Origin of the sequence: Brevibacterium sp. HMSC22B09 (assembly GCF_001806795.1) — a bacterium.
Lineage (GTDB): Bacteria > Actinomycetota > Actinomycetes > Actinomycetales > Brevibacteriaceae > Brevibacterium > Brevibacterium ravenspurgense.
Map to the genome: position 1 here is coordinate 39,481 of NZ_KV785998.1, position 25,158 is coordinate 64,638.

28 protein-coding genes and 1 riboswitch are annotated in these 25,158 nt (G+C 64.0%); of the genes, 25 read left to right on the plus strand and 3 right to left on the minus strand.

Translation table 11 applies throughout. The features are described 5' to 3' along the window. Window positions 1-13: 13 nt before the first annotated feature. Together HMPREF3087_RS01220 and HMPREF3087_RS01225 are read right to left on the minus strand one after the other, a co-directional pair. Complete coding sequence (locus tag HMPREF3087_RS01220; RefSeq protein WP_141738840.1) at window positions 14-829, minus strand: aspartate dehydrogenase domain-containing protein; 816 nt, start codon at window positions 827-829, stop codon at window positions 14-16. Further along, window positions 826-1,815, minus strand: a complete 990-nt coding sequence (locus HMPREF3087_RS01225; protein WP_070427766.1) for a DUF808 domain-containing protein — start codon at window positions 1,813-1,815, stop codon at window positions 826-828. Before HMPREF3087_RS01225 ends, HMPREF3087_RS01220 begins: the two co-directional genes overlap by 4 nt. Before the next feature lie 178 nt (window positions 1,816-1,993). On the opposite strand from HMPREF3087_RS01225, the gene HMPREF3087_RS01230 reads away from it, so the two are divergent. From HMPREF3087_RS01230 to HMPREF3087_RS01350, 25 genes are all read left to right on the plus strand, one after another. Continuing rightward, window positions 1,994-2,509 carry a YceD family protein gene (locus tag HMPREF3087_RS01230; protein WP_070427767.1) on the plus strand — a complete coding sequence of 172 codons (516 nt, stop codon included), beginning with the start codon at window positions 1,994-1,996 and terminating at the stop codon, window positions 2,507-2,509. Between the two features lie 2 nt (window positions 2,510-2,511). Then, window positions 2,512-2,715 (plus strand): 50S ribosomal protein L32, encoded by a 204-nt coding sequence (rpmF, locus tag HMPREF3087_RS01235; RefSeq protein ID WP_019174811.1) that lies wholly within the window; start codon window positions 2,512-2,514, stop codon window positions 2,713-2,715. Window positions 2,716-2,719: 4 nt separating this feature from the next. Further along, window positions 2,720-3,430, plus strand: coding sequence for a ribonuclease III (gene rnc / locus HMPREF3087_RS01240; protein WP_070427768.1), 711 nt, complete (start codon window positions 2,720-2,722; stop codon window positions 3,428-3,430). Beyond that, window positions 3,430-4,362 carry a bifunctional DNA-formamidopyrimidine glycosylase/DNA-(apurinic or apyrimidinic site) lyase gene (mutM, locus tag HMPREF3087_RS01245; protein ID WP_070427769.1) on the plus strand — a complete coding sequence of 311 codons (933 nt, stop codon included), beginning with the start codon at window positions 3,430-3,432 and terminating at the stop codon, window positions 4,360-4,362. The genes rnc and mutM overlap by 1 nt, the downstream gene beginning before the upstream one ends. Window positions 4,363-4,424: 62 nt before the next feature. After that, window positions 4,425-4,531, plus strand: a riboswitch (TPP riboswitch). Then, window positions 4,517-5,602, plus strand: coding sequence for a glycine oxidase ThiO (gene thiO, locus HMPREF3087_RS01250; RefSeq protein ID WP_070427770.1), 1,086 nt, complete (start codon window positions 4,517-4,519; stop codon window positions 5,600-5,602). Its footprint overlaps the riboswitch before it by 15 nt. Next, complete coding sequence (thiS, locus tag HMPREF3087_RS01255) at window positions 5,599-5,835, plus strand: sulfur carrier protein ThiS (protein WP_070427771.1); 237 nt, start codon at window positions 5,599-5,601, stop codon at window positions 5,833-5,835. The genes thiO and thiS overlap by 4 nt, the downstream gene beginning before the upstream one ends. Beyond that, window positions 5,783-6,649 carry a thiazole synthase gene (locus HMPREF3087_RS01260; protein WP_370919310.1) on the plus strand — a complete coding sequence of 289 codons (867 nt, stop codon included), beginning with the start codon at window positions 5,783-5,785 and terminating at the stop codon, window positions 6,647-6,649. Before thiS ends, HMPREF3087_RS01260 begins: the two co-directional genes overlap by 53 nt. Beyond that, window positions 6,646-7,710, plus strand: a complete 1,065-nt coding sequence (locus HMPREF3087_RS01265; protein ID WP_070427772.1) for a ThiF family adenylyltransferase — start codon at window positions 6,646-6,648, stop codon at window positions 7,708-7,710. Before HMPREF3087_RS01260 ends, HMPREF3087_RS01265 begins: the two co-directional genes overlap by 4 nt. A gap of 28 nt (window positions 7,711-7,738) precedes the next feature. Further along, the gene (smc, locus tag HMPREF3087_RS01270) at window positions 7,739-11,275 is read left to right on the plus strand and encodes a chromosome segregation protein SMC (protein ID WP_070427773.1); all 3,537 of its coding nucleotides are present in this window, start codon (window positions 7,739-7,741) and stop codon (window positions 11,273-11,275) included. Window positions 11,276-11,394: 119 nt separating this feature from the next. Continuing rightward, a complete protein-coding gene (locus HMPREF3087_RS01275; RefSeq protein WP_040377204.1) occupies window positions 11,395-11,784 on the plus strand; it encodes a hypothetical protein in 390 nt (129 codons plus the stop codon). 10 nt (window positions 11,785-11,794) lie between these two features. Continuing rightward, window positions 11,795-12,919, plus strand: a complete 1,125-nt coding sequence (ftsY, locus tag HMPREF3087_RS01280; RefSeq protein ID WP_070427774.1) for a signal recognition particle-docking protein FtsY — start codon at window positions 11,795-11,797, stop codon at window positions 12,917-12,919. Between the two features lie 140 nt (window positions 12,920-13,059). Beyond that, window positions 13,060-14,649 carry a signal recognition particle protein gene (ffh, locus tag HMPREF3087_RS01285; protein WP_070427775.1) on the plus strand — a complete coding sequence of 530 codons (1,590 nt, stop codon included), beginning with the start codon at window positions 13,060-13,062 and terminating at the stop codon, window positions 14,647-14,649. 193 nt (window positions 14,650-14,842) lie between these two features. After that, the gene (gene rpsP, locus HMPREF3087_RS01290; protein WP_061943767.1) at window positions 14,843-15,274 is read left to right on the plus strand and encodes a 30S ribosomal protein S16; all 432 of its coding nucleotides are present in this window, start codon (window positions 14,843-14,845) and stop codon (window positions 15,272-15,274) included. Between the two features lie 2 nt (window positions 15,275-15,276). Then, the gene (locus tag HMPREF3087_RS01295; RefSeq protein ID WP_019174823.1) at window positions 15,277-15,504 is read left to right on the plus strand and encodes an RNA-binding protein; all 228 of its coding nucleotides are present in this window, start codon (window positions 15,277-15,279) and stop codon (window positions 15,502-15,504) included. 337 nt (window positions 15,505-15,841) lie between these two features. Beyond that, window positions 15,842-16,348 (plus strand): ribosome maturation factor RimM, encoded by a 507-nt coding sequence (gene rimM, locus HMPREF3087_RS01300; protein ID WP_070427776.1) that lies wholly within the window; start codon window positions 15,842-15,844, stop codon window positions 16,346-16,348. After that, window positions 16,345-17,109, plus strand: coding sequence for a tRNA (guanosine(37)-N1)-methyltransferase TrmD (gene trmD / locus HMPREF3087_RS01305; RefSeq protein ID WP_061943773.1), 765 nt, complete (start codon window positions 16,345-16,347; stop codon window positions 17,107-17,109). The genes rimM and trmD overlap by 4 nt, the downstream gene beginning before the upstream one ends. A gap of 293 nt (window positions 17,110-17,402) precedes the next feature. Further along, window positions 17,403-17,744 carry a 50S ribosomal protein L19 gene (gene rplS, locus HMPREF3087_RS01310; protein ID WP_019174827.1) on the plus strand — a complete coding sequence of 114 codons (342 nt, stop codon included), beginning with the start codon at window positions 17,403-17,405 and terminating at the stop codon, window positions 17,742-17,744. Between the two features lie 57 nt (window positions 17,745-17,801). After that, a complete protein-coding gene (gene lepB, locus HMPREF3087_RS01315; protein ID WP_070427777.1) occupies window positions 17,802-18,401 on the plus strand; it encodes a signal peptidase I in 600 nt (199 codons plus the stop codon). 9 nt (window positions 18,402-18,410) lie between these two features. After that, window positions 18,411-19,082, plus strand: a complete 672-nt coding sequence (gene lepB, locus HMPREF3087_RS01320) for a signal peptidase I (protein ID WP_019174829.1) — start codon at window positions 18,411-18,413, stop codon at window positions 19,080-19,082. Then, window positions 19,079-19,744 (plus strand): ribonuclease HII, encoded by a 666-nt coding sequence (locus tag HMPREF3087_RS01325; RefSeq protein WP_070427778.1) that lies wholly within the window; start codon window positions 19,079-19,081, stop codon window positions 19,742-19,744. Before lepB (HMPREF3087_RS01320) ends, HMPREF3087_RS01325 begins: the two co-directional genes overlap by 4 nt. A 24-nt stretch (window positions 19,745-19,768) precedes the next feature. Beyond that, complete coding sequence (locus HMPREF3087_RS01330) at window positions 19,769-20,086, plus strand: DUF2469 domain-containing protein (RefSeq protein WP_070427779.1); 318 nt, start codon at window positions 19,769-19,771, stop codon at window positions 20,084-20,086. Window positions 20,087-20,242: 156 nt separating this feature from the next. Beyond that, on the plus strand, window positions 20,243-20,626 hold the full coding sequence (locus tag HMPREF3087_RS01335) for a YraN family protein (RefSeq protein ID WP_019174832.1): 384 nt from the start codon (window positions 20,243-20,245) through the stop codon (window positions 20,624-20,626). Next, window positions 20,616-22,205, plus strand: coding sequence for a YifB family Mg chelatase-like AAA ATPase (locus HMPREF3087_RS01340; RefSeq protein ID WP_083271961.1), 1,590 nt, complete (start codon window positions 20,616-20,618; stop codon window positions 22,203-22,205). Before HMPREF3087_RS01335 ends, HMPREF3087_RS01340 begins: the two co-directional genes overlap by 11 nt. Further along, a complete protein-coding gene (gene dprA / locus HMPREF3087_RS01345) occupies window positions 22,202-23,410 on the plus strand; it encodes a DNA-processing protein DprA (RefSeq protein ID WP_070427780.1) in 1,209 nt (402 codons plus the stop codon). The genes HMPREF3087_RS01340 and dprA overlap by 4 nt, the downstream gene beginning before the upstream one ends. 23 nt (window positions 23,411-23,433) lie before the next feature. Next, the gene (locus HMPREF3087_RS01350) at window positions 23,434-24,396 is read left to right on the plus strand and encodes a tyrosine recombinase XerC (protein WP_070427781.1); all 963 of its coding nucleotides are present in this window, start codon (window positions 23,434-23,436) and stop codon (window positions 24,394-24,396) included. A gap of 46 nt (window positions 24,397-24,442) precedes the next feature. Here HMPREF3087_RS01350 and HMPREF3087_RS01355 read toward each other — a convergent pair whose 3' ends face one another. After that, a complete protein-coding gene (locus HMPREF3087_RS01355) occupies window positions 24,443-25,144 on the minus strand; it encodes an NAD(P)H-binding protein (protein WP_083271963.1) in 702 nt (233 codons plus the stop codon). Between the last annotated feature and the right edge of the window lie 14 nt (window positions 25,145-25,158).

A 25,158-nucleotide genomic window follows, 5' to 3' on the forward strand; every position in this document is an offset into this window, starting at 1 on the left:
AGGGCGGCTGGGTTCAGCTGCCGGCCAGTTCCAGCAGGTCGCCCACGATTGAAATTGCCGTGAGCGCACTCGTCGACGGATTGTGCGGTGAGGGAGCACTCGAGATGCGGAACGTGAAGTCGCCCGCCGCACCGGAGGCTTCGATGTCGTGGAACGTGGGGTCGTCTGATCCGTTCCCGATCAGCTCGACGCGCACTCGGGTCAGCGATGCGCGCAGGGACTCGGGCGACACACGGCCGTCGGGAAGGCCCCGCTCGGCGGTTGCCCAGGCCAGAGCTGTTGCCACGTTGAGGTTCGAGGGGAACTTCTCAATTGCCTCTTCCGGGTCACCGTCGAACACCTGCGCGGTCTGCCCAGCCGGCAGCTGTTTCAGGCGCGTGCGCTCGTCATCGTCCATCCAGTCCTGGACGAGGGTGGACGCCTTCTTCGTCGTGGTGATGGACACGCGATCGAAGCCGAGCAGAGCGGCTGAGCGCAGCACGTCGAAACCGCCGATCGCACCATTCGTGACCACCAGGTTCGGCATGCCCAGCAGCACCTCGGCCGTCTGCTGATCAGCCAGCGCTCCCACACTGGTCAGCACGAACGGCTTGCCGATCGCGGCAATTCGCGGGGCGTAGGCGCGCACTGCGGCACCGCCGGCGCACTCAACAATGACGTCGGCGCCCTCAGCCGCCTCTTCCAGACGGTCCTGCCCGAAGATCGGGATGTCGGACTCACGATCAGTGTCGCGGTGGACAACAGCCCCGCACACTTCGACGGGGCGGCCCTCCAGCAGACTCTGAATGTCGTTGGCGATCGTGCCCATGCCGATAAGCAGTGCTTTCACTGTGTCCTCCCTGACGAACCGTTTGCGGCTGCCGAAGCGGTGCTTTCGTCAAGGTTCTCAGCGCTCTTCCTGTGCAGCAAGGGGTAGAGCACCCAGAACGCGATCGTTCCGGCCACGAGTCCCAAAACTGCTGAAAAGAACGTGTTGACCAGCCATCCCAAAGCCGCACCGAACGCTCCCGTGGCTGCGGCAACCGTGGTTTCACAGGCGTGGACGAAGTCGTAGATCGGGCTGAAGCCCAGATCGTGCATGCCGACCAGCAGAATGTGACCGCCGACCCACAACATCGCGATGACGCCGACAATTGAAAGTGTCTTCATGACAATCGGCATGGCCTTCACAATGCCGAGCCCCAGCTTTTCGGTTGAGGGCTTCTTCGCCAGGTGCAGTCCGACATCGTCCATCTTCACAATGACTGCCACGACCCCGTAGACCAGGGCTGTGATGAACAGGGCAACCACGATGAGTGAAATGAGCCTGGTCCAAAAGCCCAAGTGGTCGACCGTGGACAGGGCGATAACCATGATTTCGGCCGACAGGATGAAGTCGGTGCGCACAGCCCCGCGGACGATCTGCTTTTCCTGTTCGGGACCGCGTTCGACCGCCGGAGCCTCTTTCGCATGGGAACGACCAAGTACCAGTTCCCACAGTTTTTCGGCACCTTCGTAGCTCAAATACAGCCCGCCGATCATAAGCAGGGGAGTGAGCACCCACGGGAGGAACTGGCTGAGCAGCATGATCGCCGGCAGGATGAACACCAGTTTGTTGATGATCGACCCGCGGGCGATTTTCCACACAACGGGGAGTTCGCGAGCCGGCGAAAAGCCGTCGACATAGCGCGGGGTGACCGCAGCATCGTCAACAACAACACCGGCGGCTTTGGCCGAAGCACGCCCGGCTGCAGCACCGATGTCATCGACGGATGCGGCAGCTGCGCGCGACAGTGCGACAACGTCGTCAAGAAGGGCGGCAAGACCACCGGCCATAGGAGGATCCTCACTGTTGGAATGCGGGTCAGACAGATTCTACGGGCACTATCTGCACCGGGAGCACAGCAATTTGCCCGGCCACGGCGGCCTGGACTAGAATGGAACGCTGTGTGTCATCAGGGGCGCACATATTTCGACGGCCATCAAACACTGGGAAACGCGAAAGGGGAGAGCCGTGGAACGCAAAGATCTGCAGCTCGACCTGCGCAAGCTCGGCGTAGCCGACAAGCCCGGCGCGTGGACCGATGTCGACGTGACCGTTGCCGCCCCTGAGGACTTGCGGAACGAAATGATCGGCGTCCCGGAAGGGGATCCGCTCACGGTTCGTCTGCGGCTGGAAAGCGTTGTCGACGGCATCTACGCCTCGGGAACCTTCGAAGCCCTGGCCAAAGGTCAGGATGCGCGGACGCTCGAGGACCTCGAACTGCCCCTGTCAGTCGAAGTCCAGGAGCTCTTCGTCTACGAACGCGGAGAAGACGAAGACTCCTATGCCGTTGAACGCGATAAGATCAACCTCGAACCGCTCATCCGCGATGCAGTCGTGATGGCGCTTCCGCTCAACCCGGTGGAATCGGACGACGATGGCGAATTTTCGTACACCGTCGGCGAATTCCCCGAAGACGAAGAAGCGGGATCGATCAACGATCGCCTCGCGGCACTGAAACATCAGTTAGAGAAGAAAGAGAGCTAGACGTGGCTGTTCCGAAGCGTAAGATGTCGCGCAGCAACACCCGCCACCGTCGTTCGCAGTGGAAGGCTCAGGTCCCCGGCCTGGTCAAGACTGTGGAGAACGGTCGCGTTGTGTACTCGCGCCCCCACCACGCAAAGCTGGTGGAAGACTCCAACGGCAACCCCCTGTTCCTTGAATACAAGGGACGTAAGGTCGCTGACGCCTGACACTATGACTGAAGCGCAGAATCTGCGTGAACTCAACGAGCGTCTCGGGATCGACATTGATCCCGAGACGCTTCGTCTTTCACTCACACACCGTTCCTACGCCTTTGAAAACGGCGGCATCCCCACCAATGAGCGCCTGGAGTTCTTAGGCGACTCCGTGCTGCAGCTGGTTGCCACCGAATGGCTGTTCCACAACAACCCGGCAATGGCCGAAGGGCGTTTGGCGAAAATGCGCTCCGCCGTCGTCAACACCCGTGCTCTGGCCGCTGTTGCCCGCCAGTACGGCATCGGCGACTACCTTCTGCTGGGCAAGGGCGAAGAGCTCACCGGCGGGCGCAACAAAGACTCGATCCTGGCCGACACAGTCGAAGCGATCATCGGCGCCTGCTACATCAGCCAGGGCCGGCAGGTAGCGGAAGACCTCGTGCACAGGTTCGTTGACCCCATGCTCGATGACGCCGTCAACCTCGGTGCCGGCATGGACTACAAAACCACCCTGCAGGAAGCCGCCGCGGACCTCGGCCTGGGAGTCGTGACTTACGACATCACCTCGGAAGGACCCGACCACGCGCGCGTCTTCACGGCGCAAGCACAGCTGGGCGACACCACGTGGGGCAGCGGTGAGGGAACGTCGAAGAAGAACGCCGAACTCGTCGCCGCCGAAGCAGCCGTCAAGGCCATCCGGGAGAAACACCCCGACTGGTCCCGCGCCTGATGCCGGAACTGCCGGAAGTTGAGCACGTTCGCCGCGGGCTTGAACCGTGGGCGGTCGGCTCGCGAATCGAATCCCTGCGGGTGCTCGACCCGCGCATTCTGGGCACCACCTCTAAGCGCACGGTCGATGCGACCGCTGTTGACCGTCTGACCGCCTCTGTTCCCGGCGGTCGTGTCGAAGGGGCGTGCCGCCGCGGCAAGTTCATGTGGCTGCCCCTGGCCACAGGCTCCGTCTTTCCCGACTCCGCTTCCGAGGTGCCGGCCGGCTGGGCAGTGGCCCTCCACCTCGGCATGTCAGGGCAGGTGAGGATCCACACCGCCGCCGATGCCGTGCATCGGCACACCAGGGCCGTGTTCGACATGTGCTCAGCCGACGGGACCCCGTGGCAGATGCGGTTTGTCGATCAGCGGATCTTCGGCCACATCGGCCTGGAGCCTCTCGTGACGGGGCTTGGCTCGCCGCGTCTGGTTGCGGCTTCGGCCGCCCGGATTGCACCGGACCCCTTCGAGGACGGATTCGATGCGGAAGGCTTAGCGCGGACTCTCAAGGGCCGCCGCACAGCAATCAAGGCCGCTCTGCTGGATCAGGGCGTGGTGTCCGGAATCGGCAATATCTACGCTGACGAGGCGCTTTTCGCCGCGGGAGTCCACCCTGCCGCCCGGACCGACCGCCTGCGCATCAGCCGGATTGAAAACACCCTGCACGCCGCCCGGGACGTCATGGCCCGTGCCATTGAGGCCGGCGGAACGAGCTTTGACGAACTGTACGTCAACGTCAACGGCGAATCCGGATACTTCGACCGCAGCCTCGGCGTCTACGGCAAAGCCGGCAGTCCGTGTACCCGGTGCGGTGAAACCGTGCGCAGCAGCACGATTGCCGGACGCACATCCCACTGGTGCCCCACCTGCCAGAAACCCCAGAGGCGGTACTGACACCGCCCGCTTGTTCCAAGAGCGCAGGCTATTTGCTCCAGCACCGTCGGAGGCTTACTCTGAGGGCGGTTCATGGGAGCCGGGACACGCCCGGCTGAGAGGGCGAAGCGGCCGACCATCAGCACTCGAAGCGGATCATGCCGACGTGAGGAGAATGGTGAAGACAGCGGTCATCGGGGCGGGAATCCTCGGACTCGCCACAGCCCTGCGGCTGCAGCGCGCAGGCCACGATGTCACCGTTTTCGATCCCGCGCCGGTCAGCGGAGCCTCCTACGCGGCCGCCGGCATGCTCGCCCCCGTTGCTGAAGTCCAGTTCGGCCAAGACAGTCTGCTGCCCATCATGCAGAAAGCCCTCGACGAATACCCGGAGTTCCTGGAACTGCTCGGGATGCCACATGACGCGGTCGGCTACGAAACCGCCGGAACCCTCCTGGTGGCAGCGGACCCCGGCGACCGCGAACACCTCGAACGAATGGAGAGGGCCTACGGCGAACGCGGACTGGCGTTCAACCACCTGCCCGGCAGCAGGCTCGCGCGTCTCGAACCCGCCCTGGCTCCGGGCCTGTCAGCCGGGGCTGAAATCCCCGGTGACCTGCGCATCGACCCACGCCGTTTCACGAACGCCATGCTGGAAGCACTGGGACCGGAGGCACTTGTCCGGCAGCGCGTCACCCGCCTAGAGGGTGCGGCCGTCGAAACCGCTGACGGCGTTCTTCACAGCTTCGACACGACAGTCGTGGCCGCCGGCATGGGCATCGCCGACATCGCGGGGCTGCCTGAAGACGCGGCACTGAGCCTACGGCCGGTCTACGGCGATGTCATCCGCGTGCGAGTACCCGAAAACCGTCTGCGCTTCGGCCCGCTGCTATCCCGCACTGTCCGCGCCGTCGTCACCGGCCGCAGCGTGTACGTCGTGCCGCGGGCAAGCGGCGAAATCGTCATCGGCGCATCCGTCCGCGAAGACCGCCCCGACACAGACCTCGGCAGCGTTGCCGACCTCCTGGCTGATGCCATCACGGTTGTTCCCGGGTTGCGCGACTGCGACCTCATCGACGTGACCACCCGCGCTCGCCCCACAACAGAAGACGACATGCCAGTGGTGACACGGACTCAGGTGAGCGGCACCTCGGCAGTTGTTGTTGCAGGAGGACTGTCCCGGCACGGCATCCTCCTGACCCCGTACGTATCCCGCCTGGCGGCCCAAGCCGCCGACACCCACCCGGAAGGAAGGATCCCATGAGCATCAAGGTCAACGGCACCGAGCAGGAGCTCGACGGCAAGCTCACGGTGCTTGACGTCGTGGCGCGCACGACCGACAAGGAGTTCAACCCGGACGGAACACCCGCAGACGGCAGCCGACCCGGCATCGCAGCAGCACTCAACGGAGCTGTCATCCCAAGGGCACGGTGGGCCCAGACGGATGTTGAAGACGGGGCGGTCATCGACATCGTCACAGCTGTGCAGGGAGGCTGATGTGCAGCCGCTGACAATCGGCCCGACCACCCTGACCTCCCGGCTCATCATGGGAACCGGCGGGGCAGTAGACCACACCAACCTGCGGGCAGCCCTGCAGGAATCCGGCACTGAACTCACAACCGTCGCCATGCGCCGCTACAGCCCGACAGAAGCCGGTTCGCTGTTCGCCATGCTGTCCGAACTGGACATCAAGGTGCTGCCGAACACCGCAGGCTGCTACACCGCAGCCGACGCTGTGCTCACCGCTGAACTGGCTCGCGAAGCGTGCGAAACCTCGCTGGTGAAGGTCGAAGTCATTGCGGACGAAAAGACCCTCCTGCCGGATGTCATCGCCACGCTCGAAGCCACGGAAATGCTCGCCGAGCGCGGCTTCGTGCCCTACGTCTACACATCTGATGACCCTGCCGTGGCCAAGCGACTGGAATCCGCTGGTGCCGCGGCCGTCATGCCGCTGGGTGCGCCGATCGGCTCCGGCCTGGGCATCCTCAACCCGCACAACATCGAGCTCATCTGCTCGCGCGCCTCTGTTCCGGTGGTGCTGGATGCCGGGATCGGCACCGCTTCCGAGGCGGCACTCGCCATGGAGCTGGGATGTTCCGCTGTTCTTCTGGCCAGTGCCGTCACGCGCGCCGAAGACCCCGTTGCCATGGCGCGCGCCATGCGCATGGCCGTTGAATCCGGCTACTGGGCCGCACGCGCCGGCCGGATTCCCACACGCCGGCACGGTGCTGTTGCTTCCAGCAGCTTTGATGGGCTTGTCACCGGCCACGACCCGGCCGAAGGATTCCGCGGAATGGGGGTCACACAGTGACTGATCAGACGCACCTCGATCTGACACCGGAGGACGCGGATCGCTTCCGCCGGCAGATGGGCCTGGCCGGTTTCGGCGAAGAAGGCCAGGCCAGGCTTCTGAAGTCGCGCGTCGCAGTTGTCGGCGCAGGCGGGCTCGGAGCTCCCGTCCTGCAGTACCTGGCGGCAGCCGGTGTCGGCCACATCGAGATCATCGATGACGACGTTGTCGAACGCAGCAATCTGCACCGCCAGGTCATTCACTCCGAATCCGATATCGGCAGGCTGAAAGCAGAATCAGCCGCCGATGTGTGCCGCGGTCTGTTCCCCGGCATCGAACTGACCCTCCACACCGACCGACTGACCGCCGATAATGCCCTGCACGTGCTGCGGGATGCGGACCTCGTCATCGACGGCACCGACAGTTTCGATTCCCGCTACCTCATTTCCGATGCGTGCGAAATGCTGCGCAAACCCGTCATCCAGGGTTCGGTCCTGCGCTTCTCCGGTCAGGTGGGCGTCTTCTGGGCGGGAAAGACCGGCACCTACCGCGACCTCTACCCGGAAGCCCCCGACCCGGGCTCAACACCTACATGTGCGGAAGCCGGAGTCATCGGCGTGCTGCCGGGAATCATCGGCACGCTTATGACGATGGAGGCCATCAAGCTGCTCGCCGGCGTGGGTGAATCGGCTCTCGGCTCGGTTCTCATCTACGACGGACTGGCCAGCACCATGCGGAGCCTCACGGTTGCCGCAGATCCCGACCGCGCACCGGTCGACCACCTCGACTCCGCGGCCGTCATCACACCGGCGGCCCTCGAAGCCCGCCTACAGGCGGGCCAGTCGACCCTGCTGGTTGACGTGCGCGAAGCCGACGAGTACGCCGCCGGAACCATTGCCGGGGCGCACAATGTTCCGCTCAGCGCCCTGCTGGAGGGAGCACAGCTGCCGGAGTCCGAGGCGCCGCTGACGGTGCTGTTCTGTCAGGCCGGTGTGCGCTCGCTGCAGGCACTCGACATTCTCAAAGCCCGAGGAATGCACGAGGGTGCCGCCAGTCTTGTGGGCGGAATCAACGCCATCTGAGGCCGTACGTGCGACTATGCTGATCTGAATGTTCCTCAAAACCCTGTCGATGCGCGGCTTCAAGTCGTTCGCGTCTGCCACCCGGCTTGAACTCGAACCGGGCATTACGTGTGTGGTCGGACCGAACGGTTCGGGCAAGTCGAACGTCGTCGACGCGCTCGCCTGGGTCATGGGGGAGCAGGGAGCGAAGAACCTCCGAGGCGGAAAAATGGAGGACGTCATCTTCGCCGGCACCTCGAAACGGCAGGCCCTGGGCCGGGCCGAAGTCAGTCTGACGATTGACAACACCGACGGGGCCATCCCGATTGACTACACGGAAGTCACCATCAGCCGCACGCTGTTCCGCTCAGGCGGCAGCGAATACGCCGTCAACGGCGCACCCGCCAGGCTTCTGGACATCCAGGAGCTGCTCTCAGACTCCGGTCTGGGCAAAGAGATGCACGTCATCGTCGGCCAGGGACAGCTGGACCAGGTCCTTCACGCCGACCCCTTTGAGCGCCGCGGAATCATCGAAGAAGCCGCCGGTGTCCTCAAACACCGCAGGCGCAAAGAAAAAGCCGTCCGCAAACTCAACGGCCTGCAGACCAACCTCGACCGCCTGCAGGACCTGCGGGCAGAACTCGCCCGACAGCTGGGGCCCCTGGGCAGGCAGGCTCGTGCCGCACAGCGTGCCGCAACCGTCCAGGCGGAACTGCGCGATGCCAACGCCCGCCTGCTGGCCGACGACATCGTCCAAACAGAAGCCGCGCTGCAGAACACGGGCGATGCGCACACGGAGTCTCAGCAGCGTCAGCACCTAGAGGCGCGCATTGCGCAGCTGGAAGAGGAAATCTCTGAGGCGCGCACCGTCGCGGTGAAGGCGGAAGAAGAACACGACCGCCTGTCACAGCTGCTGCGCAGGGTGGGGCAGGCTGCCACTCGAGCCAAGGCGGCAGCTGGCCGCGCTCGCGACCGTGTGGAATTCCTCCGCACACCCGCCCAGAAGCTCAGCGGCGACGAACCCGAAGCGCTGCTGGAGCGGGCCGAGCACTTCCGCGGTGAGCTCAGCGATGCCGAAGACCAGCAGAGCAAGAGGGCACAGAGCCTCGAAGAGCTGGCGCAGACCCGCTCGGAGATTTCAGGAAAGCTCGAGCAGGCAGAAGCCGCGCTGAAAGCCGCACGGGCGGAAATCGCCGAAAAGGTCCGCATCCGGGCCGGCCTTGAGTCCGATGTCGAAACAGCCAATCGCGCACTCGAGGGGATTGCCCGTGAAAAAGCTGACGCCGCGCCGGCACGTGACAAGCTCCTGGCCGACATCGAAGCCGCACGCGCCGAAGCCCAGCGTGCAGAAGCCGCCGCAGCTGAACTCGAAGGCGACCAGACCGGCATCGACGACACTGTGAAGGCCGCGGCGGAAGCCACCGCGCAAGCCCAGAAGGCATTTGACGAAGCCAGTGCGCGCAGTGCCGAACTGACCGGTCAGCTGCGCAAGACAGAGGCCCGCATTGAGGCCCTGCAGCTGAGCGCCTCGCATTCGGCATCAGCCGAGGACCTCCTCGCCCTTGAAATCGACGGGGTGACCGGACGAGTAGAAGACCTCCTGGAGATCGAAGCGGGCTTCGAAACAGCAGCTGCGGCAGCACTCGGCCCGTTTGCGCAGGCACTGTTTGCCAGCAGCCATGCAGCAGGGCTCGCACTGCTGGACAGCACGGACGACGGTGCCGACGTCGACACCGTCATCGGCTCCACGGCCCAGACCAGCGGTCCTGAAGCTCTCGAGGTCAGCGGCGGCAGGCGAGCTGTTGACGTCGTGGCCTCGACGGATCCCGCACTGCACGCCGCCTTGCGGTCGGTGCTCAGCCGCACCGTCATCGTCGATGATTCCGATGCTGCGCTTGCGCTTTTGGAAGACCACCCTGACCTGACCTGCGTGACGCGGGCGGGAACCGTCATCGAAGCCCACCGCGTGCGCCGCTCCGGCAGGGCGGAAGCCGCCCGTGCCGAAGCGCGCAACGCGCTCGCAGAAGCCCAGGCCGGCATCGGCGACCTCACACGGGCAGCCGCAGACGCCTCGTCGGAAGTTGAGAAGCTGCGCGAAGCCCTCCGGACCGCCCGCAGTGACGAACAGCAGGCGCAAGAAGCCCGGCGCGACGCGGAAGCTCAGGGTATCCGCGCCCAAGGCAGCGTTACGGCCGCCAAGGAGCGCGTGCAGCTGCTGGAGGCAGAAATCGAGCGCCTCGATGCCCGCAGCGCACAGCTGGAAGAACGCCGAGCCCAGGCGGAAGAGCAGCGTGACAAAGCCCAGGCAGCCCTTGCGGGACTCGACAGCGTCGATGCCGAACCCGACACAGAAGACCGCGACCGTCTGGCACAAGAACACTCGCAGCTGGGCGAAGAGGTCATGGAAGCCCGGATCGCGGCCCGCTCAGCCGATGACCGCGTGCGCTTCCTAGCCGACCGCATCGACAGCCTGCGCCGCAAAGCGCGCGCCCAACAGGCCGAACGCGAACGCCTGCAGCGCGAAGAACAGGCGCGCAGGCTGCTGGCAGACAGAACCGAAGCCGCCGGTGCCATCGCCGTAGAACTCGCCGAACATCTGGCCGAACGCGAAAAGAGCGCCGAAGCAGAACACGCCCGGCTGCAGTCAAGCCGCGAGGAAGCCAACCAACGTGCCGAAAAGCTGCGGGAAAGCCTGGAAGAGCTCCGCGGAGAATTGGCGAAGCTTGCAGAAGCCGAACACGCGGCAGCGCTGAAACGCGAACGCTTCGTACTCAAGCTCGAAGAGCTCAGCCGGCGAGCGGAACAGGAAATCGGCCTGGCGGCCCAGAACCTCGTCGAACAGTTCGGCCCCCACCTCGACGTCCCCGACTTCTCAGCTGACGTTGACAGCGACGCTGACGAACTGCCGACCCGGCCGTTTGTGCGCGCTGAAGTCGAAGCCGCACAGAAAAAAGCCGAGCGCGAAATGAAGCGCATCGGCAAGGTCAACCCGCTGGCGCTCGAAGAGTTCACCGCGCTGCAGGAACGCCACGACTACCTGGAAAAGCAGATCAACGACATCGAAGAGACCCGCGAGGATCTGCGCGGCATGGTCAGCCAAATCGACGAACTCGTCAAAGAGGTCTTCGCCGAGGCCTTTGCCGACACGGCACGTGAATTCACCGACATCTTCAGCCGACTGTTCCCCGGGGGTGAAGGGTCGCTGTCGCTGACAGACCCGGACGACATGCTCACGACCGGGGTCGAGGTGTTCGCCCGGCCAGCCGGAAAGCGAGTCCGCAGGCTGTCGCTGCTGTCGGGTGGGGAACGCTCGCTCGTCGCTGTTGCCATCCTCGTGGCGATCTTCAAAGCCCGGCCCAGCCCCTTCTACGTCATGGACGAAGTCGAAGCGGCACTCGACGACGCGAACCTCACGCGTCTTCTCGGTGTTTTCAAAGAGCTGCAGGAAAGCTCGCAGCTGATCGTCATCACCCACCAGAAGCGCACAATGGAGATCGCCGATGCCCTCTACGGCGTCACAATGGGCGGCGATGGAATCTCAAAGGTCGTCTCACAGCGGCTGGCCGACAGCCGGCGAGGCGAATAGGTGGTTCTCGAATAGAACTATCAGCTTGGTCGCATTAAGCTGGTCTTCTGAGATCCGCCGAAATCACGCGCCGAGGAGCTTCTGCCCATGTTCTGCAACCGCCCAATCACGGGGTGCTGATGGCTGGTCTGGGCAGCTTTGTCATTCTCCTCATCGGCCTGGCGATCATTCTGACGATCGGCATCATCATCGTGCTCGCTGTGGCTGTGCCGCGCCTGCGCGAAGAAGGCCGCATCAGGGCCAGCTCCTCGCAGCGCTTCCGCCTGCCTCACTCGTGGACCGGCTATGACGACTACGGCTTCTTCGGTGCAGACGAAGAAACCGCGCACCTTCCCACGCGCGAACAAGCCGCCGTCACCGCGATGGCCGACCACCACTACGTGCTCATACCGCAGCCGCGCCGTCACGCGGCACCGAGCCTCTCAACGCTGCGGCCGCGCACCCGACACTGGAAGGTCCCGGAAACCGGTGCGGGGCTGAGGACCACCCTGAATATTCTGTTCCGCTAGATTGGGTGCCATGGACACTCTTGTCACAGTCGGCATCATCCTGGCCATTGTTCTCATCGCCGTGGGCTTTGTGCTCTTCGGCCCTGCGCGTACTAAGCGCCGCACTCCGCCGGCACACGTGCCGGACCTTGTCGAGGACACCGAACCCACTGAGGTCGAAGAGGAGCGGCGGTACGAAACCCCCACCGAACCGACCACCCGCCTGGCCCGGCTGCGCGCTCGACTGGCCAAGTCCAACAACGTCTTCGGCCGCGGTCTGCTGACTCTGCTTTCCCAGGACACTCTGGACGAACAGACGTGGGAAGACATCGAAGATTCGCTCATCATGGCCGACCTCGGCGTTGACACGACCGCCGAACTGGTCGACTCGCTGCGCGAAAGGGTGCGAGTGCTCGGCACCCGCGACCCCGAACACCTCAAGCCCCTGCTGCGCGAAGAGCTCATCAAAGTCGTCGACCCGACCATGGACCGCACGCTCAACGTCGATCGCACGGAGGCCGCTCAGGCAGCCGGCGACCCCGCCGTCATGCTCGTGGTGGGCGTCAACGGTGCCGGCAAAACCACCACCGTGGGCAAAATCGCCCGCGTCCTTGTAGCCGAAGACCGCAAGGTCGTACTCGGAGCGGCGGACACCTTCCGTGCGGCAGCCGCAGAGCAGCTCACCACGTGGGGCGACCGCGTGGGGGTCGAGACCGTCCGCGGAGAAGAGGGCGTCGACCCCGCATCGGTTGCCTACGCAGCCGTCGAACAGGGCAAGCGCGACGGCGTTGACGTTGTCGTCATCGACACCGCCGGCCGCCTGCAGAACAAGCGCGACCTCATGGACGAACTCGGCAAGGTCAAGCGCGTGGCAACCCGCCCGCTGGGCGAGGGGCACGAAGTTGACGAAGTTCTGCTCGTCCTGGATGCCACCACCGGTCAGAACGGCATGCAGCAGGCGAAGGTGTTCGCCGAATCCGTCGACATCACCGGCATTGTGCTCACCAAGCTTGACGGCACCGCAAAGGGCGGCATCGTCGTCGCCGTTCAGCGTGCCCTGGGAGTGCCCGTCAAACTCATCGGCCTGGGCGAAGGCGCTGACGACCTCGCGCCGTTCACCGCCGAGGGCTTCGTCGACGCGCTGCTCGAATCCTGACCGGGACCGGCACAGCCGCTTGACCCCACCGGTGCCGTGGGACAGCGGATCCGGACGGCAACAGCTGAGAAACCGGGCCCGGCGCATCGTCTATCCTTGTCTGTTGAGTTTCAGTCCACATAAGAAGGCAGTCAGAACCCGTGTTCAACTCTCTTTCCGATCGCCTGACAGCAACCTTCCGCAATCTGCGCGGCAAAGGCCGCCTGTCGGAAGCAGATGTCGATGCGACAATCCGCGAAATCCGCCGTGCGCTTCTCGACGCTGACGTCGCGCTTCCGGTGGTGCGCTCCTTCACGGGGCGCGTGCGCGAACGCGCGCTGTCGGAAGAGGTTTCGCAGGCGCTCAACCCCGGCCAGCAGGTCGTCAAGATCGTCGGTGACGAACTCAAGGGAATCCTCGGCGGGCAGACCCGCCGCCTCGAATTCGCCAAGAAACCGCCGACGGTCATCATGCTCGCCGGTCTGCAGGGTGCCGGTAAGACCACCCTGGCCGGAAAACTCGCTCACTGGCTGCGCGGCGAGGGCCACCGCCCCATGCTCGTGGCCTGTGACCTTCAGAGGCCGAACGCAGTCAACCAGCTCCAGGTGATGGGTGAACGCGCCAGCGTTCCCGTCTACGCTCCGGAGCCGGGCAACGGCGTGGGCGACCCCGTGGCTGTTGCCAAGGACTCGATCGAAGAAGCCCGCCAGAAGCTGCACGACGTGGTCATCGTCGACACCGCGGGCCGCCTGGGCATCGACCAGGAGCTTATGCAGCAGGCCGCCGACATCCGTGCTGCCGTCAACCCCGACGAAGTCCTGTTCGTCATCGACGCCATGATCGGTCAGGACGCTGTGCAGACCGCCGAGGCCTTCCTTGAGGGCGTCGACTTCACGGGTGTCGTCCTGTCGAAGCTCGACGGTGATTCACGAGGCGGTGCCGCCCTGTCGGTCGCCGAAGTCACCGGAAAGCCCATCATGTTCGCCTCGACCGGCGAAGGGCTGAAGGACTTCGAACAGTTCCACCCGGACCGCATGGCCGACCGGATCCTCGACATGGGCGACATCATGACGCTCATCGAGCAGGCCGAGCGCACCTTCGACAAGAAGGAAGCCGAAAAGCTCGCCAAGAAGGTCGAATCCGGTGACGGCTTCGACCTCGAGGACTTCCTCAAGCAGATCGGCGCCATCCGCAAGATGGGCTCGATGAAGAAGATGCTCGGCATGATTCCGGGCATGGCCCAGCACCGCCAGCTGATCGAACAGTTCGACGAACGTGAATTCGACCGTATCGAGGCGATCATCCGCTCGATGACACCGGCTGAGCGCGCCAACCCCAAGATTCTCAACGGATCCCGCAGGGCCCGTATTGCCCGCGGTGCCGGTGTTGAGGTCAGCCGCGTCAATCAGCTCATGGAGCAGTTCGCCGCCATGCAGAAGATGATGAAGCAGATGGGCGGCGGCCGCGGCATGCCGCAGATGCCGGGTATGCCCGCCATGCCGGGAATGCCGGGCATGGGTGCCGGGGGAGGCCGCAAGCAGCGCCGCAAGTCCGGCGGCAAGAAGCGCAGTGGTGCCGGCAAATCCGGCAACCCGGCAAAGCGCGCACAGCAGGAACGCGAAGCGCAGCTGCGCCGCGAAGGCAAGGCATCCAGCCAGCAGGGCGCATCCTTCGGCGGCATCGACCTGGGGGATGACGAAGAGTTCGACCTGTCGAAGCTGCCGAAGGGCTTCGGCGGCTTCTCGAAGTAACCGGCGCTGGAAAGCCCGGCCAGCTCCCGGTGGCAAGCCAGCGTCTTTTCTGGCACAATAATCTGCTGTACTTGTCTGCCCGCTGATCCCTCTCAACCAGCGGACAGGCTGGAACACGAAGACACGAACCGCTGACATCCCCACGTCATGCGCTCGGATCTTCACCCTGATTGCAAAAGGAGACACCACAGAAGTGGCAGTCAAAATTCGTCTGAACCGCATCGGCAAGGTCCACGTACCGCACTACCGCGTTGTCGTGGCTGACTCGAAGACCCGCCAGAACGGCCGTCCGATCGAAGAGATCGGTCTGTACCAGCCCACCTACAACCCGTCGGTCATCAAGATCGACTCGGAGCGCGCACAGTACTGGCTCTCCGTGGGCGCTCAGCCCACCGACCAGGTCAAGGCTCTGCTCAAGCTCACGGGTGACTGGGCTAAGTTCACCGGCGAAGGTGACACCACCAACCGCGTCGAGGGCCAGGCTGAAAAGCAGGAATTCGAAGCTCCCGAAGCCAAGTCGGTCATCAAGCCGAAGGAAGAAAAGGCTGAGGAAGCTCCGGCTGAAGAAGCCGCCGAAGCTCCTGCTGAAGAAGCACCCGCTGCTGAAGAAGCAGAAGAGGCCTGATCATGCTTGCGCAGGCGCTTGAACACCTCGTACAGGGAATCGTCGACAATCCTGACGACGTTTCCGTGAGGGAGCGCAGCAGCGGCCGCGGTACGACCCTCGAAGTGCGCGTCCACCCTGACGACCTCGGTCGTGTCATTGGACGTGCCGGACGCACCGCCAAGTCGCTGCGCAAAGTCGTGAACGCCATTTCCGGCGAACGCGTGCGCGTCGATCTTGTCGAAGCCTGATCACACTCGCAGTCTTCAAACAGCGCCCCGTGGAGGATTTCCTCCCGGGGCGCTGTTGTGTTTGATATCGCAGTTTTGGCACACCCGTTAGCGACGGATCTGCGCTTTAGCCGCAAGGGCCCACCCGTTAGCAAGAAAAACTCCCGTTAGCCGCCACTGTTTTCGGGTGTTTTTGTTGCTAAACGGCGTGCGGGTGCAGGAAGGGGCCGAGGTGGAGGTCCGGTTTTCGTCGGCCGCCGGGGTGCAGGGTGCGGCTGGGCCGCAGGACCTCGGGCGCGCCCACGGCAGACCGCCCGCCGTTACACTGGAGGGGTCCGTCAAGCTGTGAAAGGCCCCTGTGAGTCAAGTTGTCGCCCGGCTGGGCAAGCCACACGGAATCCGCGGTGAGTTCACCGTCGAAGTCCGCACCGATGATCCCGATGAGCGCTTCCTCGTCGGCAGTGAGTTCTCCACTCAGCCGGACATCGGCACTCTCACCTTGACCCGCGCCAGGTGGCATCGCGACCGCCTGCTGCTGACCTTCGCCGAAATCAGCGACCGCACGCGGGCGGAAGAGGTCCGCAACACCCTCATCAGCGTCGAAGCGGATGACAGTGACGACGACAGCGCCTGGTACGTTGCCGACCTCATCGGTCTCGACGTGATCGAAAACGACACCGTGATCGGCAAAGTCGCCGACGTCATCAACAACCCCGCGCAGGATCTCCTCGAAATCACCCTGCACAGCGGGGCTGAGGCTCTTATCCCGTTCGTTGAGGAAATCGTTCCACACGTCGACATCGACTCCGGTACCGTGACGATCACCCCGCCGGCGGGACTGCTGCCGCAGGACGGCGAATCGTGAGACTCGACGTTCTCACGATCTTCCCGGACTACTTAAGCCCGCTCGACCTTTCCCTCATCGGCAAAGCCCGCAGGGACGGCCACCTGGACTTGCGGGTGAGCAACCCGCGCGACTACACCACTGACCGCCACCACACCGTTGATGACACTCCCTACGGGGGCGGTGCTGGCATGGTGATGAAAGCCGAGCCGTGGGCACAGGCCCTGGAAAGCACACTCGAGGGCGCCTCGGGAACAGGGGAGCGGCCCGTGCTGATCGTGCCCAGCCCAGCGGGTGTCCCCTTCACCCAGCAGATCGCGCGCGATCTCGCTCAGCGTGAACACCTCGTGTTTGCCTGCGGGCGCTACGAGGGCATCGACCAGAGGGTCGTCGAATGGGCCGCAGACGATGGCCGCTTCGATGTTGAGCTCATCAGCATCGGCGACTACGTGCTCAACGGCGGTGAAGTCGCGGCACTCGTCATGATCGAGGCGATTGCCCGGCTGATCCCGGGCATCATCGGCAACCCGGAATCACTGGACGAGGAAAGCCACGAAGACGGGCTGCTCGAATATCCCGCCTACACAAAGCCCGCCGAATGGCGCGGCCGCGGCATCCCCGAGGTTCTGCTGTCGGGGAATCACGCGGCAATTGCCCGCTGGCGCTACGAACAGCGGCTGCGCAGGACAAGCGAAGTGCGTCCCGACATGCTCGAAAAGCTGTGGGACAGCCTCAGCAAGAAGGACCGCGACTACCTCGACTCGCTTCGCGGCCGGCACTGACCAGGTGCCGTGCCGCACTGCGCGGGCACTTTGGCGGCACTGAGCCGGCGCTCTCGGGCGTACGAGGTGCCGGCCCGGCACGGTGCGGATCTGCGGTTCTGATCTCGACTTGGCGAGGCGTGCGCCTGTGCACTAAACTGGGTCTCTGCGTTTGCTGACTTCAGCCTGCCTCGGAGGGCTCGCAAGTCCACAAGGGAAGCCGCAAGGCCATCCGGCAGACCATCCGCCCATCCGCTTTCTGCGGATACTGACACGCGCATGTACGATCCGGGGCGCGCATGCAGGAGAAACCAATGCAGAAACTTGATTTTCTCGACAAGGCTTCGCTGAAGACCGACATTCCCAACTTCAAGGCCGGTGACACCGTTGACGTGCACGTGCGCGTCATCGAAGGCTCGCGTTCGCGTGTCCAGGTGTTCCGCGGTGTTGTTCTGCGCCGTCAGGGCCAGGGTGTTGGCGAAACCTTCACCGTCCGCAAGATCAGCTTCGGCATCGGCGTCGAGCGCACCTTCCCGGTTCACGCACCCACGATCGACAAGATCGACGTGCTGACCCGCGGTGACGTTCGCCGCGCCAAGCTGTACTACCTGCGCGACCGTCACGGCAAGGCCGCTCGCATCCGCGAGAAGCGCTGAGCATGACGAACTGAGGGCGCGAACCGATCGGTTCGCGCCCTTCGTCATATCCGGAACATGCACACATCACGCACTCGCCGCATCCTGCCGGTCATCGCATGGCTGGCCATCGTGGGCCTCCTGCTGGCCGGCATCCTGCGCGGCTTTGTCGTGCAGAGATTCTCCATCCCGTCTGAATCCATGGAGCCCACCCTGCAGCCGGGGCAGAAGATCACCGTCTGGCGCGTCCCGGCGCTGAAGGGAGACATTGAACGCGGCGACGTCGTCGTCTTCGACGGCCGCGGCAGCATGATCCCCGGCACAGGTCCCGGCGGGGTGCAGAACATCGCATCGTGGTTCGGGATCGGACCGAAGAACGTCTTCTACGTCAAACGCGTCATCGGCATCGGCGGCGACGAAATCGTCTGCTGCGAGGACAACCAGCTGACCGTCAACGGTGAGCCATTGCAAGAGCCGTACCTGAAAGACCAGGAGGGCTCCGCCTCGGAAATGGAATTCCACGTGCGCGTGCCCGAAGGGCGCGTGTGGCTCATGGGCGACAACAGGCACAATTCGACTGACTCGCGGAACCTTCTGGGCCGACCCGGCGGGGGAATGGTCCCGCTCAAGCGGATCATTGGAACAGTCCGAGAATCTGACCAGCAGGCGCCGCGATAGGATGGCCCGGTGACTGAACGGAAGAAGGACGGCAGCAAGGCCCTGCGGGGGCTGCGTGAAATCGCGATCATCGTGGTGATCGCTCTCGTCGTTTCCTTCGCTATCAAAACCTTCGTCGTCCGCTCGTTCTACATCCCGTCGTCATCGATGGAGAACACACTGCAGATCGACGACCGCATCATGGTCAACCAGCTGCCGTGGAACGAACCGCAGCGCGGACAGATCATCGTCTTCGATGACCCGGGCGGTTGGCTGCCCCCAGACACATCGGGCAGCTACAAGCCGAACCCGGTGCTTGAGTTCCTGGGTCTCGTACCGGCCAACGCCGGCCAGCAGCTGATCAAACGCGTCATCGGCGTCGGCGGCGACACAGTCGAATGCTGCGACGAAAAGGGCCGCCTCAAGGTCAACGGCCAGCCGATTGACGAAACCTACATCAAGCGCGGAACCGACCCTTCGGCCATCAAATTCAAAGTGGAAGTCCCCGAGGGCAGCTACTGGGTGATGGGCGACAACCGCGCAAACTCACTCGATTCGCGCTACAACACCGAATCTGCCGGCGGACCGTTCGTATCGAAGGACAATGTGGTCGGCACGGTGTTCGTCATCAACTGGCCACTGGACCGCTTCTCACGCGTCAAAGCCGCCACCGAAGTCTTCGCCGACGTTCCCAACCCGTGAACGGACTGACTGACCTCAGCCTTGAGCGGCAGCTGTACGACGACGGCATCCGACGGGTCATCGGAATGGACGAGGTGGGGCGCGGCTGCACCGCAGGCCCCGTCGGGGTGGGTGCCGTCTGGTTCTCACTCGATGAACTCCTGGCTGAACCCGCTGGCATCCCGGCGGGGCTCAACGACTCCAAACAGATCACACCGGCGCGCCGACCCGGTGTCGCCCAGTCGGTCCGCGACTGGCAGGATCACGCGCAGGTGAGTTACGCCTCGGCTGCCGAAATTGATGAAATCGGCCTGACAGCAGCACTGGCCCTGGCAGGCCGCAGGGCCCTGGCGCAGCTTCCCGAAGCCGACCTCGTGCTGTTGGACGGCAAACACAACTGGCTGTCTTATGAGCCGTCCCTTGTGGATGCGCACCTGTTTGCCGATGCTGACGCGGTGGTCCCGGAAGTTCGCACCTTCATCAAGGGCGACGGGCGGATTGTCACGATCGCCGCGGCCTCCGTCATCGCGAAGGTCGACCGTGATGCGCTCATGGTCGAACTCGACGCGCAGTTCCCCGAATACGGCTGGGCGGGCAACAAGGGGTACCCCAGCCCCGCGCACAAGCGCGCCGTGGCGGAATTCGGGCCCACTGAGTGGCACCGCAGGTCATTTGCCCTCTGAGGGCCGAACACTAGGGTAGGAGCTATGAGCGTCGAAGACCTTGAGGCTTTTGAAGCTGATCTCGAACTGCAGCTGTACCGCGAATACCGCGACGTCATCAGCCTTTTCTCCTACGCCGTAGAAACCGAACGGCGGTTCTACCTGGCCAACTCCGTTGACGTGCAGCAGCACTCCGACGGCCGCGATGTCTTCTTCGAGGTCACGCTCACCGACGCCTGGGTGTGGGACACGTGGCGCACCGCCCGTTTCGTGACGAACGTGCGGATACTCACCTATAAGGACGTCAACATCGAAGAGCTCGCCAAGAGCGATTTCCTCGACCCCGAGGACCTCGACGGCTGAGTCTGCCGCTGTTGTGAGGGTCGGCCACCGGGCGGCTGGGTGCGCTGTTCAGCCGGTGCTCACTTCCGTGCCTGCGCCTGTGGACTGAGGGCAGGTTATCCCCAAGACCTTTGACGAGGTGCCGCTCCACTTGGTCTGCCGGGCACCGTTGGCGGCATGAATGAGCCGCAGAGAAAACCACACAACACAACGCTGGGTGCCAGGGGCGAAGAAATCGCCGCCAACTACCTTGAGCGCGACTGCGATTGGATCATCCTCGACCGCAACTGGCGATGTCGTGACGGTGAAATCGACATCATCGCCTATGACGACGAAGACGTCGTGTTCGTTGAAGTCAAAACCCGTTCGAGTGCCTTTTCCGGCGACCCGCTGGAAGCTGTTGACTTCCACAAGCTGCGCACCCTGCAGGGCCTGGCCACACGCTGGGTAACCGAACAGAAGGGCTACATCCCCAGCTACCGGATTGATGTCATCGGAATCTGCTTCGGCGGTGAAGCGCCCACGCTTACCCACATTGAGCAGGTGTTCCATGACTGGTGAAGCACCAACCACGCTGGCCGGCGCACCCGCCTACACCGTGATCAAACCGAAGGCCCGCGCCATCGGAGCCACGAGCGCAGTCGCCCTGTGGGGGCTTTCCGGCACGGTCATTGCCGTGGAGGCGAGCATCAACAACGGGCTGCCGGGCATCGACATCGTGGGACTTCCCGACGCCTCGGTTTCGGAAGCGCGCAAACGAGTCCGTGCGGCAGTGTCGAATGTGGGGCTGAGTCTTTCGGCTCAGCGCATCACCGTGAACCTGTCACCGGGCAGTGTGAAGAAAGCCGGAACCGCGTTCGACCTGAGCATCGCAGTGGCGCTTCTTGCGGCAGAAGGGGCTGTCAACCGCGACTCCGCGGCATCGTGCGTCTGCATTGGCGAATTGGGCTTGGACGGCAGACTCCATCCGGTCAACGGAGTGCTGCCCATGGTGTCCGCGCTGCGGAAGGAAGGCCTGCGGCGTGTGATTGTGCCCAAGGCGAATGAAAGCGAAGCTCTCCTGGCTGGCGATGTCGACGTGCGCGGGTGCATCAGTCTGGCCGATGCCGTGCGGGTGCTCGGCGGGGACGTGCGTCCCGTTGACCTCGTGCCGGTTGAACTGAGCGGCCGGCGGGCAGTCGAGCCGCAGCGTCCGGGTGACCTCGCGGACGTGCAGGGTCAGGACGACGCCCGGTGGGCCCTCGAGGTTGCGGCTGCCGGTGGGCACCACCTGCTGATGAGCGGCCCGCCCGGAGCGGGCAAGACAATGCTCGCCGGCTGCCTGCCTGGTCTGCTGCCGCCCCTGTCACCTGACGAGGCGGTGGAAGCCTGCTCGCTGCAGTCCCTGGACGGCACACTTGATCCCGAGAGGGGGCTTGCCGCTGTTCCTCCCTTTGAATCCCCGCACCACCGCACGACTGCCGCGGCAATGGTGGGCGGTTCCAAACCGGGGATGATCGGCGTGCTGTCAAAAGCCCACAGGGGAGTGCTGTTCCTCGATGAGGCCCCCGAATTCAGTCGCGATGTTCTCGAAGCCATGCGACAGCCCCTGGAAAGCGGAGTGTGCAGCATTCACCGGGCGTGGGGCTCGGTTGATCTTCCCGCCCAGTTTCAGCTTGTTCTTGCTGCGAACCCGTGCCCGTGCGGTGGTTCGACCGGCAGGCAGTGCATGTGCAGTCCCACGGAGAAAAGGCGCTATAGAGCCAAACTGTCCGGTCCACTCATGGACCGCGTGGATATTCAGATGACAGTGCAGCCCATCAGTCCGGCCGACCTGCACAGAAAAGAAAAGCGCGAAGGCTCAGCAGAAGTCGCACAGCGGGTTGCCCAGGCTCGGCAGGTGCAAGCAGAGCGGTACAGCACTGACGGCTTTTCCCTCAATGCGCGAGCTCCGGGCAGTCGACTGCGGGAGATCTTCCACTTCACACCGCAGGAAACAGCGCACCTGGATACCGCTTTAGAACGCGGAACGCTGTCGATGCGCGGCTATGACCGGGTGCTGCGCATAGCCGCAACAATCGCCGATCTTCGCGGCATTGAACGCCCTGGCCGTGACGAGCTCATGGCGGCGGCCGCACTGAGAACTCAGGAGCAGCTATGACCGATCTGGCCCAACTGCGAGCAGCCGCGAACCTCCTGCGCACAGCAGAGCCCACCGACCGGATGCTCGCGGTGTGCATACGCGCCGAAGGCGTGGAAGAAACATGGCGCGCGCTCAGTGAAGCGGCACGCCACGACGGGACAGACAATGCCGGGGCGAAGAGCTTCATCACGCGCTGTGCGGCCACATTCGGCATCACGGCCAGCACGGAAGCGGTGAGCAAAGCCGCCGAACGATGGCGCGCCAGAATCGCAGGGCACGACGGCGATGCCGACCGTGACCTGAGGATTATGGAACGGCTTGGCGCTCGCCTCATCACGCCGGACAGCAGCGAATGGCCAGAGCAGCTGGATGACCTCGGTCTGGATGCGCCAACAGCCCTGTGGGTGCGCGGACCGGGCAATCTGGCCGAGCTCGCAGACGTTTCCTGTGCTCTTGTCGGTGCTCGTGCCGCAACCGGCTACGGGACCGCGCTTGCCAAGAACACGGCGTTTGAACTGGCTCGCGACTGCGTGACCGTCATTTCCGGCGGAGCATTCGGCATTGACGCGGCAGCGCACGCCGGGGCTCTTGCTGCATCAAGCGGGCGAGCCTCAACAATCGCGCTCATGGCCGGGGGAGTGGACCGCATGTATCCGCGCGGCAACGCGGACCTGCTGGAAGAGCTGTGCCGCAATCACCTGGTGGTCTCCGAGTGCCCACCGGGTGCCACACCCATGCGGCACAGGTTCCTGGCGCGCAACAGGCTGATAGCCGCACTGTCATCAGCCGTTGTGGTTGTCGAGGCGGGCTGGCGCTCCGGGGCTATCAACACCGCGCATCACGCAGCTGAACTCGGTCGCCCACTGGGTGCTTTTCCTGGACGCGCCTCGGATGTTGAATCCGCCGGATGCCACCGTCTCATACGGGATGCCGGCGCTGTGCTCGTTGCCGAAGCTGACCACGTGCGCGAACTGTTGGGTACGGCAGACATCGCCGAACTGTTCAGCCGGGAAAGTGCACAGGCACACGGCAAACAGGCGGACGGTCTTAGCGATGCCGAGCTCAAAGTGTTCTCCGCACTCCCGGTGCAGCGCGGCGTTGACTGTTCCACTCTCGCAGTGAGGGCGGGATTGGACCCGCAGACCACGACAGCCGCGCTCGCCGCACTTGAACTTGCCGGGCTGGCACAGCGCAGCGGTGACGAGTGGCAGAAGGGCCGGTGAACTGTCCCCGCTATCCTGGATTCATGACCTCGAACCTTCCCCGCGAGGCACTGCCTGCCGAATACGCTTCGGCCCTTGAGGACTACGAGGCTGATCTCACGGTCCATCAGACAGTGTCCGAACACACCCGGCGGGCATACTGTGCCGATGCACAGTCCGTGCTCGAATTCCTTGTGCGCGCCGCCGGCGGGGAACCCATTGCCCTGCGGGACGTCGAACTGGCCAACCTGCGCCACTGGCTCATGGAGATCCACGAAAACGGGGCATCGCCCAGCACAGCGGCACGGCGCATCGCGGGTGTCAGGTCGTTCTTCACATTCCTGCGGCGCAGCGGCCGCATCGAGGCTTCACCCGCCGAGCGTCTGCAGGCACCCAAAAAACCCGGCCGGCTGCCGGCTGTCCTCAAACAGAGTGCCGCTGAAACTGTGCTGGCCAACACCGCGCAGACCCCCAGTGCAGACATGGAGCAGACAGCAGAGCCCACCCCGGTGCAGCTGCGGGACCGAGCCATGGTCGAACTGCTCTACGCCACGGGCATGCGCGTATCAGAACTCACAAGCCTCAACCTGGACTCGATCGACTTCACCAACAAACTCATCACGGTCATCGGCAAGGGGCGCAAAGAACGCCGAGTGCCCTTCGGCGGGCCGTCAGAAGCTGCATTGAACGCCTGGTTGGACAAGGGGCGGGATGCGCTGGCCGCAGAGCCTGATGCCCTGTTCGTCGGCGTGCGCGGAAAGCGCATTGACCCGCGTCAAGTGCGCGAGGTCGTAGGGCGGGCAACTGCCGGCTACAGCGATTCTCCAAAGCTGGCACCGCACGGTCTGCGGCATTCAGCGGCAACCCACATGGTGGAAAACGGGGCTGACATTCGCCAAGTGCAGGAAATGCTCGGGCACGCCAGTCTGAGTTCGACGCAGATCTATACGCACGTTTCCCTGCAGCGGCTCAAAGACACCTACCGGCAAGCCCACCCTCGCGCATAAAACGGGATATACGAGTTTGGCCTGCCGATGAACAGGCCGTCTGCTGTCAGCTGCGAGAAAGATTGACCGGCTGCTGGCCTGCGCTTACAGAGTTCGGCCGGCGAAGGAAGTCGCTGAGGGTTGAACTGGGTGTCTGCGAACCAGCCGTAACGTTGATTTCACTGCCTGGCGCGAGGTCTGCATCGAGGACTTCGCAGACGAGGTCGGCGATATCGTCCAGGAGCACAGGCTGGAAGTCGACGTCCGATGAAGCAAGCTGCAGACCGGGCGCCGCATCGATCATCATTGCCGAAGGCCTAATGATTGTGTAGTTCAAACCGGAAATCCGCAGTGCTTCGTCCGCCATGGTCACTGATTCCGGGTGGGCACAGCCCACGGCCGCAGCGAGTTCTGCGCACGGCGTAACCTGCACAAAGCGCTCAACACCGGCAAGCTTGGACGCCTGCTGCGCGCGCAGTGACCCCACAAGGTTGTTGGAGAACACGTCGAAGCTGTTGTCCAACCGCGAGCCTGCCGCGTATACGACGGAGTGGACCCCGCTGAGGGTTTCGGCGAGTTCCTCGATTGCTGAGCGGGAAACATCGGCCAGGACGGGGGATACGCCGAGGTCAGAAAGCTCCATCTGCTCGTACATCTGTTCCGGGCGGCGCACAATTGAAACGACCTCGTCCGGGTACCTGTCGGTAATAGCTTTGCCGAGGCGGCCAGCGCCGCCGATGATTGCCAAACGGGGGTTCTGGGGATTCACAGCTTCAGAATGCC